The following is a 17557-nucleotide window of genomic DNA, read 5'->3' on the forward strand; positions in this document are numbered from 1 at the left end:
CTTAACGTTTCCAGTTTTGTTAAAAGGGAATACAGCAGCTTATCAAATGAATCGACTACTATCAACAAAAATGTACTTTCATTGTAATAAGTTCATTTTTGTGCAATCCTTATGGCAAAAGGACATCATGCTGAAAGACCCAGTCATGCAAAAAATAGTTCTCGACATGCTTGAGGGAGGACAAGAGAGCATTTATTTGCGGCTCATTCAATCAGGAAAGTAGAAGGTTGAGGACATATGTCCTATCCAAAACACAAGAATGTATCATTTAATAAATAGGAGAAAAAAATAGGAGAAAATTGATGGGAGAGAGACAGCGTGAAAGGAATCATATTCGCCATTCTAGCCGGTGGGTTTATTACGCTACAAGGAGTGGCTAACACATCGATTAGTAACGGGATTGGTACATGGCAAGCGGCTACGATTACCCAATTTACGGGCTTTATTGTTGCTTTACTAGTCATGCTCAGTATTGGTGACAGAAGCTGGATGGGCTTTAAGCAAGTGAAACCCATCTATTTAGTGGGTGGAGCGTTTGCTGCCTTTGTCATATTCACTAATGTAAAATCCATTCAGCTCTCTAGCGTTACCATAGCCATAGCTGCTGTTCTGATTGCCCAGTTAACCACAGCCTTTATTATAGAAGGGAAGGGATGGTTTGAAGTAGCTAAGCAAAGGATGAGAATGCCCCAATTTCTCGGATTAGCTTTAATGATCATAGGAGTACTCATCTTAACTTTTTAGGCTGTAATATTGCTCAGGCTTAGCACTCACCGCGCTTTGGAAAAATAAAACGACTACTGTTGTTTGCTTATGACACAAAAGTTAGTATGTACTTATTGAATGGTATGGAGGTGAAGTGAGGATTATGAAAGAGATTAGAGACCATGAACTGTTGCACTCATATTTAACTACGTACAAGCTAGAAGAGATCTTTCATGAACCATTACTTCCACACATGGCAATCGTGAGCTTTGACCAAGGAGAGCTTATTTGTTCTCAAGGTGAACCATCAGAGTATCTGTATGTCCTAGTCAAAGGGAAGGTTAAGATTTTTACTACTTCACCAGGGGGACAAGCTTTAATTCTCTCTTTTAAAATGCCTTTAGACATGATTGGTGATATCGAATACGTTCAGGGGATTGACTTTATTAATACAGTAGAGGCTGTTTCTTCTGTCCATATGCTCTGTATCCACCATCGCTGGCTGAAGAAATACAATAAGGATCATGCTCCATTTTTAACCTTTTTATTAGAGGTTATTACGCATAAATTTTATAAGTCAGATACATTAAGCCGTAAGCTGATGTACTCCGCAGATGTTCGGCTAGCTAGTTATTTACTATCCGTTTCCTTTGATGAATCTGATGCACTTTTTGAAGGACAGCAGGAAGCGATCAGCTTAAAGGATGTAGCCAACCTAATCGGAATTAGCTACAGACATTTAAATCGAGTGATTCAACAGTTTTGTTCAAAGGGATTAATTGAACGGAAAAAGGGGTCCATTAAAGTGAAGGATCGGGAAGGCTTAAGAAGACTAGCCGATCAAAATATCTATGAGTAGTGCTGAATGGGCAGAATAGGGGAGTAACAGATGATTTTAGGTATACTACTAGGACTGATAGCGGGCTCATTAGTCGGTGTGCAAAATATTTTTAACAGCAAGGTCAATGAACGAGCCAGTACATGGGCTACAACTACGCTGGTATTGGGCATGGGCTTTTTAGCATCGTTGACGATGGGTTTGATATTTGAAGGGAAGCAACTATTTGAGCTAGCGAATATGCAGACGTGGTACTGGTTTAGTGGTTTAATTGGAGTTGGAGTGGTGACCTGTCTGGTTCAGGGAATAAGACGTTTGGGAGCGACGTACGCTATTTTTATCATGCTAACCTCTCAGCTTATTTTCGCTGTGCTCTTTGATTCATTTGGTTTGTTTGGCCTAGAAAAGGTTCCATTTACGCTGAAACATTTCGTTGGAGTTCTTATTATCATTGCTGGTATCTTTGTATTTAAGTTGAATGGCAAAAAGGTAGGAAGTAAATCTGCGTTGAACCAATAAGAATTAATATGTGAATCATAAAAAGATGTGAAGGTATGAAAGTCCTTGATATCTTTTTTTATTTAAGGATTTTTTAATATTCCCCGTGTAGACTAAATCGTAGCAGGTCTTCTTTAGTCATTTTTGACGGGTGTAAAAGACTTAAAGTCTTATATAATGAACTAAAAATGTAGTGGGTGATAAAGTTGTCTATTAAAAAGCGGTTGATCTTATCAAATATAGGAATGATCATAATCCCAATCATGGCTGCCCTTTTACTAGAAATCATCTTGGGCTACATTATTTTTTTTATGCTGAGCGATATGTCTCAAGGAATGGAGATGTTCCTTAGCCTTCGATTAGTGGGTATGCTCCTTATTTTAGTAATAACGAACGGTTTACTGACGTACTTTGTATCCAAAAGTATCATCAAGCCGATTACTGAGCTGTCAGAAGCGGCAAAGAGAATCAGTGAAGGAGATCTAAACTTTGAAATAAAATCGGTCAAGAAGGATGAACTTGGCCAGCTATCCAATACCTTTGATAGGATGCGTCAGAATCTAAAGGAAGCTAAAGAATGGCAAGCCAAATATGAACAAGAGCGGCTGGAGTTGATCACCAGTATATCGCATGATTTAAAGACTCCCTTAACATCAATAAAGGGATATGTAAAAGGAATTCAGGATGGTGTAGCGAATACACCAGATAAATTAGACCGGTACCTAGAAACAATTTATAAAAAGGCGGATGATCTGGATGGGTTAATTGAGAAGCTTTTTCTATATTCTAAATTTGAGATGGAACGTGTCCCTTTTCAGTTTGAGCCCGTTGATCTCTACACTTTTTTTGAGGATTTTGTAGAGGAATTACAGTTTAATCTTGAAGAGGAGTCGGGAACTGCTCTTTTACAAGCAAATAAAGATGATTCCTATGTTGTCCAAGCGGATCGTGAGCAATTAAAACGAGTGGTCACCAATATTACACAAAACAGCATGAAGTATATGAAGAATGGATATAAGCGCATTGAAGTTCAATTGAAAGCTGAACCGGATCAGGTTGTTGTGGGAATCGCAGACAATGGGAGTGGGATTCCTAAGGAGGATCTTCCTTTTATCTTTGATCGGTTTTATCGTACGGACACCTCAAGGAATTCAGCGACAGGTGGAAGTGGGCTCGGATTAGCGATTGTCAAAAAAATTATTGAGGAGTCAAGCGGTACCGTGTGGGTAGATAGCGAAGTAGGACAAGGAACTAAGATTAATTTTACATTGAAGAAGGTGACATAATGCCCAGAGTTTTAATTATTGAGGACGAAGTAAGCATTGCAGAATTAGAAAGGGATTACCTAGAGGTTCATGGCTTTGCTAGTGACATAGCTACCTCTGCAGAGGAAGGACTTAGTAAGGTTAAATCACAATCCTATGATCTGATCCTCCTTGATATTATGCTTCCGGGAATGGATGGTCTTGAACTGTGTAAGCAGCTCAGAGAATCTTTAGATATGGATATCCCCATCCTTATGGTAACAGCACGCAAAGAGGATATTGATAAAATACGTGGCCTTGATCGAGGGGCAGATGATTATATAGTAAAGCCCTTTAATCCAAATGAGCTTGTAGCTAGGATTAAAGCCCATGTCTCAAGGTATGAACGATTAGTTCAGCGGGGTAAAGAAATAAATGTTATTCAGGTGGATGGACTTGTGATTGAACAGGACTCAAGGCGGGTTTTGCTGCATGGAGAGGAAAAGACCTTTACCGCTAAGGAGTTTGATTTGTTAGCTTTTCTAGCTACACACCCAAATAGGGTTTTTAGTAAAGATCACCTTTTTGAGCGTATTTGGGGCTATGACTCAATGGGAGACCTAACAACAGTAACAGTGCATATTAGAAAAATTAGAGAAAAAATAGAGAGAACTCCTTCTGCGCCAACGTTTATAGAGACGATTTGGGGTGTGGGATATCGCTTTAAGAAAAAGTGAATACATAAAAAAGAAGTAGAGTGTTAGTCTCCACTTCTCTTTTTTCGTCCCGAGTCTATTAGAGGTAATAAACAAGCCAACAGGATTCCGCTAAAATAAGGGAAAAGCTTAAAAATCAGTGGTAATGCAGACATATTGAACCCTAAAATAAACAGTGACCTTAATAGAAAGCTGCCTAAAAAATATCCAGCAATAAACCCTCCAACGGCCAACAGAACAGATTTCATCGTATCATCAACACCTTTACCGTTTATTTAACGCTAACGTTATGGAATGATAGACAGTTAATCCAGAAACGAGCGCTAACACTGTACCTAATACGGGATGAAGGGCTCCCATATACCCATGCAAAGCTCCTGCATTGGCTGTTACATACATGCAAATAGTTAAAACAAATAATGCTATGATGTAGAGGTAATCATTTGATCGTGCATGGCCTATAAAAGCAGTAAGCAGCATAAAAATGGGGACATTTAAACCGAATAGATGGACAAGGGACTGATGACTTCTCCAATATTGCCCTCCTTCAAAAATGGCCATACCTGCAAGAAAAAACTGGACCAAAACACAAAGAAAAAATAGAACCGCAAAAACAACATAGAGCCAACGACCTGTAGCTTTCATCTTCGTTCTCCTTTCTACTAGCTACACTCATCATAAGGGGAATAAATAAACCAATTCTTATAAAAGTATTAAATAATTCTTAAGTATAATCAAAAGTAGCTGGAGTGTTGAAGACATCGGATGGGGAGGTTCCGATTTCGCAAGGCTCTCAAGGTGAGGCTAGATTTTATTAATTTGTATTGTTATAATGTATATAACGATAATAATCAACATATAATATGGAGGAGTATATCAAATGGCGGTGAAAAATATGGAAAGAAAAATAACGAAAATTGGACGCAGTATTGGTGTCACCTTTCCATTAGATATGTTAAAAGCGGCAGGGCTAAAGCCTGGGGATATCGTTTCAATTGAACAAAAAGGTGAAGAAATCATTTTGCGAAAAAGCCGTAAAATTGAATTACCGGAAGGTATTGATCAAGACTTTTTTGATCTATTCGAAGAAACTTATCAGGAGTACGAAGAAACGATTAAAGGATTAGTCGATCGATAATGAGATATTTAACGGAAAAAGAAGTGATTGTCATCAACCAACTCATCATTATGAAATCAAGCCCATCTGAACAAATAGGTATTAAAGATGCAAAATTATTGAATTCTGCAATCCATCGGCCACAACAATCCGTTTTCGGTGAAGATGCATACCACTCAATATATGAAAAAGCAGCGGCTTTGTTTCAGTCACTAGCAATGAATCACCCATTTCACAACGCTAATAAAAGAACAGCTTTTATGTCCTTGAACATCTTTCTAAAGAAAAACAGATTTGATTTCGTAATGGACACTAAACAAGCAGAAGACTTCACGGTTGATCTCGTCAATAAAAAATATTCATTTGAAGAAATTGCATCCATTATCGAACAGCATGCGGTGCATAGAAATGATCATTGAAAAGTGGAGATGAAACCTGTAATTATTGAGCCACTAGAAAGAGTAGAGGTTTCTACTATGTCCACTCTTTGAAAAAATTCAAATTGAGAATTCAACTTGACTCAATCCCTCGTATAGGATAAGTTGACGCGTGTCCCCTTTTAGAATAGAATAATGACAATATGTAAAGGAGGTGGGATAGATGAATCGACCTAGTACAGGCATGACGTATATTCAAGAACATTTATGGATTAGTCATGCTATTTTTTCTATTGCATGTGCACAACGGGATACGTATGCCCTTTTTACCACATGTGAATAGAAAAAATCTAGGAAGAGACAGCTACCCACCTAATCGGAAAGAAATGTTCAAAGACGGTAGAGGAGATATCTCTGTCGTCTTTTTGTTGTACTATCAGGAATTTACAAGGTTAGAGGTAGATAGTATAAGAAAAACTAAGGCTTTCGCCAGAACTTGGCGATAAGCCAAGTTTTTCTAGTCTCCTTCTTAATTGGAGGAAGAGAAAAAATGATGGTTATTAGTATACAGAAGGCAACATGTATGTACGGAGCAAACACGATTTTTACTCAGCTCAGCTGTGACATAAAGCAAGGTGAGAGAATTGGGATCATTGGTAGGAATGGAGAAGGGAAGACAACCCTTTTGAAGCTGATGGCTAGTCAGACGGAAGCGCATGAAGGACAGGTGCTGAAGAAGAAAGGACTTTCAGTAGGGATATTAGAGCAAATCCCAAATGTGTCAGAGAATCAGAAGGTCAAACAAATCCTTATTCAAGTGTTTGAGGATGTTTGGGCTATTAAGCAGAGAATGGCTGAGATTGAGCTACGATTAGCACAGCCAGTCAACGATTCTGCTTTACAGAAGGATCTAGAAAGATACGGAGAGCTTCAGGAGCTTTTTGAACAAAAAAATGGCTATGAGGTCGATTCACAGATCGCTCATATTACAAATGGCTTACAAATCGTTGCCCTTCTAGAAAAGCAATGGGGTCAGCTTAGTGGTGGAGAACGTACGAAGGTCGGATTGGCTCAAATTTTATTAAAATCCCCTGACTTTCTATTGCTCGATGAGCCGACCAACCATTTGGATTTATCTAGTATAGAATGGCTTGCCAGCTTTGTTCAGAGTTATAAAGGGACGATAGCGGTTGTGTCCCATGATCGTTATTTTTTAGATGAGGTGGTTACGGGAATTTTCGAATTAGATCAGGGAGAGCTGCATGTCTACCATACGAATTACACGGGATATGTGCGGGAGCGAGAAGAGCGACTTGTACGTGAATTTCAGCAGTTTCAGGACCAGCAGAAAAAGATCAAAAAGATGAAGGAGGCCATCAAGCGTTTAAAGGATTGGGCCAATCGTTCAAACCCTCCGAGTGCAGGGCTACATCGACGAGCTAAAAATATGGAGAGGGCGTTACATCGAATTGAGGTGCTCAAAAAGCCAGTGCTGGAGCAAAAGCAAATGGGTCTGAGCTTTCAGCTAGACCAGCGTAGTGGAGAGGACGTTTTTGTACTGGACAATATCTGTAAAAGGTATGGAGAAAAAGAGCTACTGAAGCAAGCCTCTATGCATATTCGCTTTGGTGAGCGGATAGCGATTGTAGGAGACAATGGGAGTGGAAAAACGACATTGTTAAAAATGCTTTTAGGTGCTGAATCCCCTGATAGTGGATTCCTCAAACAGGGTAGCAGCTTATCTGTAGGCTATTTATCTCAGCACGCTCAGGAGATGAATCCCAAGCGAACGTTAATCGAGGAATTTAGAGATCAGGTTCCCGTTACAGAAGGAGAGGCAAGGGGGATTTTAGCTCAATTCCTGTTCTATGGTCATATGGTGTTTCAAAAGGTTCACGCTCTTAGCGGAGGTGAGCGTATGCGCCTAAGGTGGGCGCAGCTTGTTTACCAAAATCACAATGTGCTTATTCTTGACGAACCAACGAACCATTTGGATATAGATTCAAAGGAAGTTCTCGAAGAAGCGCTCAGTCGCTACAAGGGCACAGTTATCGCCGTGTCTCACGATCGTTACTTCCTTGACCGCTTTTTCCCTGTAACGTACTGGATCTCAGATCAGCAGCTTACCCGCTATGAAGGGAACTATTCCTTTGCCAAGGAGAAGAGAAAAGCTCAGGAAAAAGATTAAACTTATGTGACGGATGGATATACAACAATGCCTTTATAATATTTTAAGAATAAACCAAACTTGATTAAAGCTTAGCACTTGCATGAAACTGATAAAATTATAGAGTAAGGAATGAAGTTAAGCTTTTAGGCATTTCGCTTTGTAATTGATAAGAAGAGGCTTAGCTTTTCGCTGTGAAAAGTAGAAAGGGAGGATTTGTATGAAACTAAATCACCTTAATCTAACGGTAACGGACGTTACAGCAGCTCGTGAGTTCTTGGAGAAATATTTTGACCTGACATGCCAAGGGACACGGGGAAATGGATTTGCAGCCCTATTTGACGATGATGGTTTTGTGCTTACTTTAATGAGCGGAAGTCCTATTCAATATCCACAGACCTTTCATATTGGGTTTGTTCAAGAAAGTGAGGAGCATGTCAATACCCTTAATCAACGTCTGAAACAGGACGGATTCGATGTTGAACCGCCAATGAGGGCACATGGCTGGACGTTTTATGTAGAAGCACCTGGGGGCTTTACGGTGGAGGTATTAGCTTAAGAGATGACCCACGGAATTGAAAGGCTGAACAGTTGGGACACTGCTGTTCAGCCTTTTGTCTTTGATGTTTCTTTATACTGTTTTTTATGTTCTTGTTACTACATTTCTTCATGCATTTACTTTTCTTCTGTCTACCTAATTAAGGTATTGGCATTTTTATTGGATTTGAACAAAAAGTGAATTACAATGGGTAGATATATTCATTAGTCATAAGTATGAAAGGTTGTTTGCAAAATGGCTGAAACTGTAACTGGAAAAAGACGATTAGCCTTAGCCCTTTTATTGGGCTCACTAGCTGCGTTTGGTCCACTAACGATTGATATGTACCTACCCAGCTTTCCCACTCTGACTCAGGATTTGAACACGAGTGCTTCTCTTGTCCAACTAAGTCTGACAGCGTGTCTGTTGGGTCTTGGAGTAGGGCAGCTTGTGATGGGGCCGCTAAGTGATATTAAGGGTAGGAAAAAGCCGTTGCTTATTGCATTGGGCCTATACTTAGTATCTTCCCTGATTTGTGCCTTTGCTCAGGACATTTGGACGTTAATTACGGGCCGGTTTTTACAAGGCTTTACCGCTTCAGCCGGAATTGTGATATCCCGTGCCGTTGTCAGAGATTTATTTAATGGTGTTCAACTAACCAAATTCTTTGCCTTACTTATGCTTATAAACGGCCTTGCCCCTATTTTAGCTCCTGTTATCGGAGGGGGGATTCTGTATTTTACAAATTGGCAAGGCATCTTTATGCTACTTGGGGCCACTGGTGGGTTGATGCTTTTCATTGTGTTGGGGACTTTGAAGGAAACTCTACCACCAGATAAAAGAACGCCAAGTAGTCTTGGTCAAACGATTGGAAGTTTCATATCTCTTTTAAAAGATCGTACCTTCACTGGCTTTGCGTTAACCCAAGGCTTTAAGATGGCAGGAATTTTTGCTTATGTGGCGGGAACACCGTTTGTATATCAAAGTGTTTATGGTGTTTCACCTCAAGCCTTTAGCCTTCTTTTTGGTCTCAACGGAATCGGATTAATCGCCGGAACACAAATCGTTGGGAGATACGCTGGACAAATCCCTGAAAGAACGTTATTACAGACGGGATTAGTCATTTCGACTTTATCTGGTCTGTTCTTATTTATCATGACCCTAGTGGGAGGACCTTTATATAGTATCGCTATTCCATTATTCCTCATTGTCTTCAGTGTAGGAATGGTTGCCACCTCATCCTTTTCCCTTGCAATGGAAACCCAAGGACATCGAGCGGGTAGTGCGGCTGCCTTACTTGGTCTATTACCTTTTGTACTTGGAGCTATGGCTGCCCCACTGGTTGGAATCGCGGGGGAAGGGACGGCTGTTCCAATGGGTACCGTAATCTTTATAGCTAATGCACTTGCATTTTTATCTTTTTATTTTTTGGTAAAGAAAAAAGCTGAAGCTATGAACTCTTAACAAAAAAACAGCACCCTAATGATTAGATCATGTCTAAGCTGTTGGGTGCTGTTTTTTATAATGCCTTAGTCATAAACACACTATTAACATCTTCCTGGTAATCTCCAAATGGGCCACATTCCTCAAAGCCAAAGCTTACATAAAGCTGTCTAGCAGGCTCAAAAGCTTCCATTGATCCAGTTTCTAGGCTTAGACGCTGGTAGCCGCGCTGCTTGGCTTCATCCATAATATAAGCCAACATGGCTCTGGCTACACCCTTACGTAGATGAGCTGAGGACGTTCTCATCGATTTAATTTCTCCATGAAGCTCATCAAGCTGCTTCAGTGCTCCACAGCCAAGTAACTCATCATTCTCCCAAACGCCCCAAAATGTAATTTCAGGCTTCTTCAGTGCCTGTAAATCAAGAGCGTGGATACTTTCAGGTGGAGAATGTTCATGCATACTTTGCACATGCTCCCCAATCAAAGAGATGATGGCGGGTGATGATAAATCGTCTTTTTTAATCTCCAAAACACTCACTCTCCTAGTTTTCTGTTATTCATTGTGTTGTACTAGATTAACTATACATCTGAATAGAAAAAAATAAAAACTTGTTGACAAATAATCTAACAGCCAGTTATTATAGGTACATGTAAGGGGTTACAATTAATAATGCTATCTTTGATGGACGATATAGGTTCTAATGTATCGTAAATAGTCTCACTATATTTTCCTGTTGAAGTGGTTAATCGATTACCCAAGAATATAAAGAAATACCTTAGGAGTATTCCTAAATTCTCTAAGGCTTCTTTAAGAAAATGTTTAGTCTACCCTTACCCAAGTTAATTTAATAATAACCAAACATTGGTTAATCGATTACCCAAAGAACGGAGAAATACTAGTAGAACAAAGAGGCTGATAAATACTTTAAAAAAGTATGTAATCCTAAGCATGGTTAAACGATTACCCAACAGGGGATCGAAATGTAAGCGGTTAAAGAAAATCAGAATGAAAAGGGGAAATTTTTAATGAAAAAACGGAGTCTTTTGTCCTTTGCTGTTCTTGTTCTTTCTATGCTTCTAGTTGTAGGCTGTGGTTCAAATGCTACAGAGAATACCGAGGGAGCTTCTGAAGGAGAAGACACAATCAAGGTTGCCATGATATTGAAAACGTTATCTAATCCTTTCTGGACAACGATGGAGCAAGGAATACTAGAAGAAGCAAGAGAGCTTGGAGTGGAAGTTGAAATTTTAGCTTCTCAATCTGAGGAGGATTCTCAAGGACAGCTAAGAATTTTTGAAGACTTACTTAACAAAGATTATGACGGAATTGGGTTTGCTCCACTATCTCCAGTGAACCTTATCTCAGCAGCAACAACAGCAACAAATAGAGGAATTCCTTTAATCAACATTGATGAAAAAGTGGATATGGACGAGCTGCATAAAGCAGGTGGTAACGTTAATGCGTTTGTTACAACGGACAACGTTGAAGTTGGAGAGCAAGCGGCAAACTTTATCGTAAATGCGATTGGTGAAGGTCAGGTTGCTATCGTTGAAGGAAGAGCAGGAAATGCATCTGGTGAATCCAGAAGAAGCGGAGCTACATCTGTTTTTGAAGGAGCAGACGGTATTGAATTAGTTTCTAGCCAACCAGCTGATTGGGATCGTAATAAAGCATTAGATGTTGTATCTAACATGCTTCAAAGATACCCAGATTTAAGAGCCATCTATGCAGCGAATGACACAATGGCTTTAGGTGCATTGCAGGCTGTTCAAAACGCTGGATTACAGGATCAAATCATCGTAGTTGGTACAGATGGACAACCAGAAGCTATTGAATCTGTTGAAAGCGGTGGATTAACAGCTACGGTTGCTCAGGATTCAGCAGAAATTGGAAAAGAATCATTGAGATTACTAGTAGAAGCGATTAAAAATGGCGAAGTGTTAGATGCAGAGCAAGAGCCGGGAACTGTAACTGTCCCTTCATACATTGTTGTTAAGCCTTAATGAATTAAATTCTTAAAAAACAAGAGTAGGAAGTGTTTTCGTGAATGTACTGGTAAATATGGAGAAAATCACAAAGGAATTTGCAGGTGTAACAGCATTAAAGGATGTAGATTTCAACCTGTTGCCAGGAGAGGTGCACGTGTTATTAGGGGAGAATGGGGCAGGAAAATCTACTTTAATGAAAATACTATGTGGCGTATATGAACCGACAGCGGGCACCATTACGATTAGCGGAAATACGTTTTCTCAATTAAATCCTAAGGATTCTGCTAGTCAGGGCATTAGTATCATTTATCAGGAGCTAAGTGTGATCGATGACTTATCCATTGCCGAGAATATTTTTGTAGGGAAAATGCCGACCAAAAAGACGCTAGGCATGAATGTCATTGATTATAAGCTGATGAGACAGGAAACAGTTCGACTATTGGAGCGTGTAGGTCTTAACCGTCATCCGTCAGAGCTTGTAGGAGAGCTGTCGATATCTGAAAAGCAGCAAGTAGAAATTGCCAAGGCATTAGCTACAGATGCTAAGGTTCTGATTATGGATGAGCCAACCTCTTCATTAACGGATGGAGAAATTGAGAAGCTCTTTGCGATTATTAGGCAATTAAAAAGTGAGGGTGTAGGCATTGTCTACATCTCTCACAAATTAAAAGAGATCAAAATCATTGGTGACCGTATTACCGTCCTAAAGGATGGTAGGTTCGTAGCAACTAAGGATATTGCCACAACAGAAACAAATGAGCTTATTACGTTAATGGTTGGACGAGAGCTACAGTCGAAGTATACGGCTAAGAGTGAGTCCTTTGGGACAAATGAAGTTGTACTTGAGGTCAAGGATTTCACAAGAAAAGATGAGAAAGTGAAAGACATTAACTTCAAGCTCTATAAAGGGGAAGTTTTAGGCTTTGCTGGATTAATTGGATCAGGGAGAACAGAGCTAATGAATGCCATCGTAGGCTCTGAGCCTATAAAATCCGGGGAGCTTGTCTTAAATGGTCAGACCCTGAAGATAAAAACGCCTTACGATGCTGTTAAAAACAAGATAGCCTACATTACGGAAAATCGCCGAGAGAGTGGCTTTTTCCCTAACTTTGAAATATGGAAAAACATCTCCGCCTCCTCCTTAATTGCCAAATCAAGATGGGGTGGGTTATCGGGGCTAGTAAAACAAAGAGAAGAAATTAAGAGAGCAGACCAACAAAAGGAGCTGCTAGCGATAAAATGCTCCTCTGTTCATCAAAACATTACAGAGCTGTCTGGTGGAAACCAGCAAAAGGTCATCATCGGAAGATGGCTATCAGCAGGCTCAAAGCTGTTTATTTTTGATGAACCGACTAGAGGAATTGATGTAGGAGCTAAAAGCGAGATATATAAAATCATGCGTGAACTAGCTGATCAAGGAGTAGGAGTACTTGTGGTATCCTCTGAGCTTCCAGAGTTGCTTGCCATTTGTGATCGGATTGCCGTTTTCCAAGAGGGTGAGCTTAAAGGGATTCTAACGAGTGAAGAAGCAACGGAAGAGAAAATTATGGCGAAAGCAACATCTTAAGGAGAGGTAAGCAAATGAGAAGTAACAAGTTTAATGCGATATGGCAAAAATACGGTACGTTCGGAATTCTTGTATTAATCATTTTAGCGTTAGGAATCATCTCTCCCCAGTACTTCTTTACTGGAGGGAATCTAACTCAGGTTATTTTACAGAGCTCAATTAACATTATTGTTGGGGTTGGTGAATTTTTCCCCATCTTAATTGCTGGTATTGACCTTTCTGTTGGATCCATTATGGCCTTAACAGGAATGATCACAGCTAAGCTTATGGTGGCTGGCTTCCCTGTAATTGTTTCTATTCTACTTGGTGGAATTGTTACAGGTGCACTTTTAGGTTTTATCAACGGCTTTTTAGTGGTCAAAACGAATTTACATCCATTTATCATTACCCTTGGAACATTATCTATTTTTCGTGGGCTTACGCTCATTATTTCAGATGCACGCCCTGTTTACGGGCTGCCAACTGAATTTACTCAAGGCGTTGCGGGTTGGGCATGGTTTATTCCAATTCCGGTTATCATCGCACTTGCCTTAGCGGGACTCCTGATTTTTGTCACTACGAAGACAGTCCTTGGAAGAAATATCTATGCGATTGGTGGGAACGAACAAGCCGCTTGGTTCTCTGGAATCAACGTTAAGCTATACACCGTTATTGTCTTTATGATCTCAGGTGTTTGTGCCGGGATTGGCGGAATTGTATTAACAGCTAGACTTGGAGCTGCTGAACCTTTAGCAGGTACAGGATTTGAGCTATTTGCTATCGCGGCTGCGATCATTGGCGGAACTAGCTTTTTCGGAGGAAAAGGTCGCATTGTCGGAGTCGTCATGGGTGCGTTAATTATTGGAGTTATCAATAACGGATTAAATATCTTAAATGTATCCACATATTATCAACAGATTGTCATGGGATCTTTAATTATTGGTGCCGTAGCGCTAGATCGATTTTTTGGTGGGAAGAAATCATAAATCTTAGAAACAGAAAGAAGGAGCAGCTATGTATAAATTTTCACCTTCACTCATGTGTATGGACTTATCTCAATTTAAGGAGCAAGTAGAGGCATTAAATGAAAGAGCTGATTTCTACCATGTAGATATCATGGATGGCCACTTTGTTAAAAACATTACTCTTTCTCCTTTCTTCATTCAGGAATTAAAAAAAATCACTGACGTACCTATTGACGCTCATTTGATGGTTACCAACCCAGCAGATTTCGTAGATATGACAATCGATGCTGGAGCGGAATATATAAGCCTGCATGCTGAAACGATTCATGGGGATGCTTTTCGCTTGATTAATCACATTAAAGAGCGCGGTAAAAAGTTCGGTGTTGTACTAAACCCAGCTACACCGCTTGATTCAATTAAGCACTATATCCACCATGTAGATAAATTAACGATTATGACTGTTGACCCTGGTTTCGCAGGTCAGAAGTTTGTAGAAGAAATGCTAGAGAAGATTAAAGAAGCTAAAAGCCTGAAGGAGCAAAAGGGATATAATTACTTGCTCACCATTGATGGCTCCTGTAATAAAAATACGTTTAAAAAGCTGGCTCAGGCCGGAGCTGAAGTATTTATCGTGGGCTCCTCTGGACTTTTTGGCTTAGATGAGGATATCTACCAAGCGTGGGATAGCATGCAGGAAATCTTTCAGACAGAAGTAAAGGATCTGGAGCAGGTCTAGTCCAAAATAGCAAGGTGAGGAAGCACATGCAAAGACAAGATAAAAGTTATGTGATAGGTGTAGATATAGGAGGAACCCATATCAGGATTGGTGCTGTGGCTTCGGATAACAGCCTGTCTTTTTTTCAAAAGCATAAAGTCTACGAAGTCATTGATGTAGACCAACCTATTGAATCGCTCATTTTCTTTTTGGATGCGTATATTCAAGAGAACCTGCGTATAGAACAGGTATTAGCCGTAGGAATGGGCTTCCCATCCATCATAAGCAAGGATAAGAAAAGCATTCATTCCACTCCAAACTTAGAATGCTTAAGTAATACGAATATTGTGGATCGTATTGAAGCGTTTTTCAGTATTCCGGTTTTCATTGAAAACGACGTGAACTATCTCCTACAATTTGAAATTGCCAAGAGAGATATTGGAGAACAGGATATCGTATTAGGTTTTTATATTGGAACGGGCTTTGGGAATTCCATCTATATTAATCAGCAATTTTTAGAAGGAAAAAATGGAGCAGCTGCTGAGCTTGGACATATTCCTGTAATGGGGAATGAAGAAATCTGCCAATGTGGAAACGTAGGCTGTATTGAGATGCATGCATCAGGTAAGGCATTAGTTGCGCTACACAAAAAGTACTTCTCTGATGTTCCCTTTCATCAAGTATTTGCTAAATACGGCTCAGACTCCAAAATTGATGCTTTTATCCGTGCATTAGCTGTACCGATTGCTACAGAAATCAATATCTTTGATCCGCATCTCGTGATGATCGGTGGAGGAGTGATTAGTATGGAGCAATTTCCAAAGGAGCGATTAGAGTATCATATTCAAAGCTATTGTAGAAAGCCATACCCAGCACAAGGCCTCAAAATGGAATACGCTGAGGATACCAATGCTGCGGGGATTTTAGGAGCAGCTACAGCTATCTTTAAAAAGCTAGGAGTATCGTAAACGCATTGTTTTGAAGCTGAATGACGTTTATACTTATAATTATGATAAACGATAACTTTCAGAATCGGGGCAAGTGAATGAAGAAAAAGTTAACGATTAAAGGGATCGCCGAAATGGCGGGTGTATCGAGCGCTACCGTATCTAAGGTGCTTAATAACACCGGTCGATATTCTGAGGAAACAAAGCAAACGATTCTTGATCTAGTGAAGGAGCATGATTATCGCCCTAACGCTGTAGCGAAAAGCCTTAGGACTAGAAAATCGAAAACAATTGGAGCGATTGTTCCAGATATCACTAATGAATTCTTCTCTCGAATCGTGCTAGCAATTGAAAATTACTGTGGAGAGCTAGGCTATTCCGTCTTTATTTGCAATTCCAACGAAAGTGAAGAGAAGGAGCTGCAATACTTTAAGGAATTAGAGCTTAAGGGTGTGGATGGACTTATCTACCTGTCGGCCAGTGATGAGCTGTTTCAGATGAAGACACAGCGGATTCCTATCGTATGTATTGACCGTATGCCGAAGTTTCATAACGTAGCCATCATAACGTCAGATAATTTTCAAGGCGGTATGCTAGCGGCAGAGAGATTGATAGAGAAAGGCTGTAAGAACCTTTTACTAGTAAGAGATTACAGAGATGGCTTTCCCACGATTGAGAGGGTAAGAGGTTTTGAGCATGTTTTAAGGAAGCATGGATTGGAATTTGGAGAGGAAAGAACGATTAAAGTTGAAGTAGGGATTACCCAAGCAAAAAGTGCTGTGGATCATTATCTGCAAACGTACCATAAAGAGAACGCCCTAAAATTTGATGGGATCTTTGCTACAACAGATTGGCTAGCATTCGGGGCAAAGCAGGCGCTTGAGGGGTATGGAGTCAATATTCCTGAGCAAGTAAAGATTATCGGCTATGATAATATAAGTCTGGCTCAGTACACGTCACTTTCCTCTATTAATCAGGATAAGGAATCCCTAGGCAAGCTAGCTGCTGAGAGGCTCATTCAAATGATTGAGCAAGAGACAGATGTCCCTAGCCAGATGTTGACTCTACCTGTAGAATTAGTAGAGCGAGATTCAACAAGATAGATTCGTAACTTTTTACTTTCGGTTAATCGATTACCCATGAGGCGCTGTATGGAGTTTGTGATGTGATTTTGGAGCGCACGGTGTTGCACTATATGATGGCGGTCGGTTGGTTGACCACATGAAACTTACTTTAGAAGCCCTATGGATTGGCTTCATTAAGTCACATGAGAGAAAGAGTTTAATGTGATAGGAGGGAGAAACGATGAAGGTAGCTATTGCAAGTGATCATACCGCTTTACCAATGAAGGAAGAAATTAAACAGCTTTTTGAAGAGCTTGGGATTGAATATGTAGACTTAGGAGCAGATACGGAAGAGAGAGTGGATTATCCTGACTATGCCCTAGCTGTTTCTGAAAAGGTGGTTGCCGGCGAGGTTGACCGTGGAGTAGTCATTTGTGGCACAGGGATAGGGATGTCCATTATGGCTAATAAGGTTAAAGGCATTCGCTGCGCGCTAGCCCATGATGTTTTTAGTGCCAAATTTACAAGACTGCATAACAATAGTAATGTTCTTGCTTTGGGACAGAGAGTGATTGGTCATGGTTTAGCAAGAGAAATTGTACAGGTATGGCTAGAGACCGAGTATGAAGGCGGTCGACACGAGCGCAGAGTGGTTAAGATTGCAGAATATGAAACAAAGGAATAA

At 40.1% G+C, this 17557-nt stretch carries 20 protein-coding genes; 17 read left to right on the forward strand and 3 right to left on the reverse strand.

The features are described from left to right. The first annotated feature begins 318 nt into the window (after positions 1–318). The 5 genes from J2S11_RS10325 (at position 319) to J2S11_RS10345 (ending at position 4022) form a co-directional block, all read left to right on the forward strand. Complete coding sequence (locus J2S11_RS10325; RefSeq protein WP_307394239.1) at positions 319–744, forward strand: DMT family transporter; 426 nt, start codon at positions 319–321, stop codon at positions 742–744. A gap of 124 nt (positions 745–868) precedes the next feature. After that, positions 869–1564, forward strand: coding sequence for a Crp/Fnr family transcriptional regulator (locus tag J2S11_RS10330; protein ID WP_307394240.1), 696 nt, complete (start codon positions 869–871; stop codon positions 1562–1564). Positions 1565–1594: 30 nt separating this feature from the next. Beyond that, complete coding sequence (locus tag J2S11_RS10335) at positions 1595–2062, forward strand: DMT family transporter (protein WP_307394242.1); 468 nt, start codon at positions 1595–1597, stop codon at positions 2060–2062. Between the two features lie 185 nt (positions 2063–2247). Then, a complete protein-coding gene (locus J2S11_RS10340) occupies positions 2248–3327 on the forward strand; it encodes a sensor histidine kinase (RefSeq protein ID WP_307394244.1) in 1080 nt (359 codons plus the stop codon). Further along, the gene (locus tag J2S11_RS10345; RefSeq protein WP_307394247.1) at positions 3327–4022 is read left to right on the forward strand and encodes a response regulator transcription factor; all 696 of its coding nucleotides are present in this window, start codon (positions 3327–3329) and stop codon (positions 4020–4022) included. The genes J2S11_RS10340 and J2S11_RS10345 overlap by 1 nt, the downstream gene beginning before the upstream one ends. Positions 4023–4045: 23 nt before the next feature. On the opposite strand, the gene J2S11_RS10350 is transcribed toward J2S11_RS10345, so the two are convergent. Both J2S11_RS10350 and J2S11_RS10355 read right to left on the reverse strand, forming a co-directional pair. Beyond that, on the reverse strand, positions 4046–4249 hold the full coding sequence (locus tag J2S11_RS10350) for a DUF5957 family protein (protein ID WP_307394249.1): 204 nt from the start codon (positions 4247–4249) through the stop codon (positions 4046–4048). A 16-nt stretch (positions 4250–4265) separates the two neighbouring features. Next, a complete protein-coding gene (locus J2S11_RS10355; protein WP_307394251.1) occupies positions 4266–4646 on the reverse strand; it encodes a DUF6220 domain-containing protein in 381 nt (126 codons plus the stop codon). 235 nt (positions 4647–4881) lie between these two features. On the opposite strand from J2S11_RS10355, the gene J2S11_RS10360 reads away from it, so the two are divergent. From J2S11_RS10360 to J2S11_RS10380, 5 genes are all read left to right on the forward strand, one after another. Beyond that, positions 4882–5139, forward strand: coding sequence for an AbrB/MazE/SpoVT family DNA-binding domain-containing protein (locus tag J2S11_RS10360; RefSeq protein WP_307394253.1), 258 nt, complete (start codon positions 4882–4884; stop codon positions 5137–5139). After that, the gene (locus tag J2S11_RS10365) at positions 5139–5537 is read left to right on the forward strand and encodes a type II toxin-antitoxin system death-on-curing family toxin (RefSeq protein ID WP_307394255.1); all 399 of its coding nucleotides are present in this window, start codon (positions 5139–5141) and stop codon (positions 5535–5537) included. The genes J2S11_RS10360 and J2S11_RS10365 overlap by 1 nt, the downstream gene beginning before the upstream one ends. A 508-nt stretch (positions 5538–6045) precedes the next feature. Then, the gene (gene abc-f, locus J2S11_RS10370; protein WP_307394257.1) at positions 6046–7683 is read left to right on the forward strand and encodes a ribosomal protection-like ABC-F family protein; all 1638 of its coding nucleotides are present in this window, start codon (positions 6046–6048) and stop codon (positions 7681–7683) included. A gap of 199 nt (positions 7684–7882) precedes the next feature. Next, positions 7883–8221 (forward strand): VOC family protein, encoded by a 339-nt coding sequence (locus tag J2S11_RS10375; protein ID WP_307394259.1) that lies wholly within the window; start codon positions 7883–7885, stop codon positions 8219–8221. Between the two features lie 234 nt (positions 8222–8455). After that, the gene (locus J2S11_RS10380; protein WP_307394261.1) at positions 8456–9664 is read left to right on the forward strand and encodes a multidrug effflux MFS transporter; all 1209 of its coding nucleotides are present in this window, start codon (positions 8456–8458) and stop codon (positions 9662–9664) included. 55 nt (positions 9665–9719) lie between these two features. On the opposite strand, the gene J2S11_RS10385 is transcribed toward J2S11_RS10380, so the two are convergent. Further along, complete coding sequence (locus J2S11_RS10385; protein ID WP_307394263.1) at positions 9720–10175, reverse strand: GNAT family N-acetyltransferase; 456 nt, start codon at positions 10173–10175, stop codon at positions 9720–9722. Positions 10176–10672: 497 nt separating this feature from the next. On the opposite strand from J2S11_RS10385, the gene alsB reads away from it, so the two are divergent. The 7 genes from alsB to rpiB all read left to right on the forward strand — a co-directional run bounded on the left by alsB (position 10673) and on the right by rpiB (position 17557). Next, the gene (gene alsB, locus J2S11_RS10390; RefSeq protein WP_307394265.1) at positions 10673–11650 is read left to right on the forward strand and encodes a D-allose transporter substrate-binding protein; all 978 of its coding nucleotides are present in this window, start codon (positions 10673–10675) and stop codon (positions 11648–11650) included. A gap of 40 nt (positions 11651–11690) precedes the next feature. Beyond that, the gene (locus J2S11_RS10395; RefSeq protein ID WP_307394266.1) at positions 11691–13202 is read left to right on the forward strand and encodes a sugar ABC transporter ATP-binding protein; all 1512 of its coding nucleotides are present in this window, start codon (positions 11691–11693) and stop codon (positions 13200–13202) included. Positions 13203–13216: 14 nt separating this feature from the next. Beyond that, positions 13217–14167 carry a D-allose ABC transporter permease gene (gene alsC, locus J2S11_RS10400; RefSeq protein WP_307394268.1) on the forward strand — a complete coding sequence of 317 codons (951 nt, stop codon included), beginning with the start codon at positions 13217–13219 and terminating at the stop codon, positions 14165–14167. A 28-nt stretch (positions 14168–14195) separates the two neighbouring features. Further along, positions 14196–14882 (forward strand): D-allulose 6-phosphate 3-epimerase, encoded by a 687-nt coding sequence (gene alsE, locus J2S11_RS10405; RefSeq protein WP_307394270.1) that lies wholly within the window; start codon positions 14196–14198, stop codon positions 14880–14882. Positions 14883–14908: 26 nt separating this feature from the next. Further along, positions 14909–15829, forward strand: coding sequence for an allose kinase (alsK, locus tag J2S11_RS10410; RefSeq protein WP_307394271.1), 921 nt, complete (start codon positions 14909–14911; stop codon positions 15827–15829). Positions 15830–15906: 77 nt separating this feature from the next. Continuing rightward, on the forward strand, positions 15907–16911 hold the full coding sequence (locus J2S11_RS10415; protein WP_307394273.1) for a LacI family DNA-binding transcriptional regulator: 1005 nt from the start codon (positions 15907–15909) through the stop codon (positions 16909–16911). 202 nt (positions 16912–17113) lie between these two features. Next, entirely contained in the window at positions 17114–17557 is a 444-nt protein-coding gene (gene rpiB / locus J2S11_RS10420; RefSeq protein ID WP_307394275.1) for a ribose 5-phosphate isomerase B, read from the forward strand.

The organism is Bacillus horti (assembly GCF_030813115.1).
GTDB classification, from domain to species: Bacteria; Bacillota; Bacilli; order Caldalkalibacillales; family JCM-10596; genus Bacillus_CH; species Bacillus_CH horti.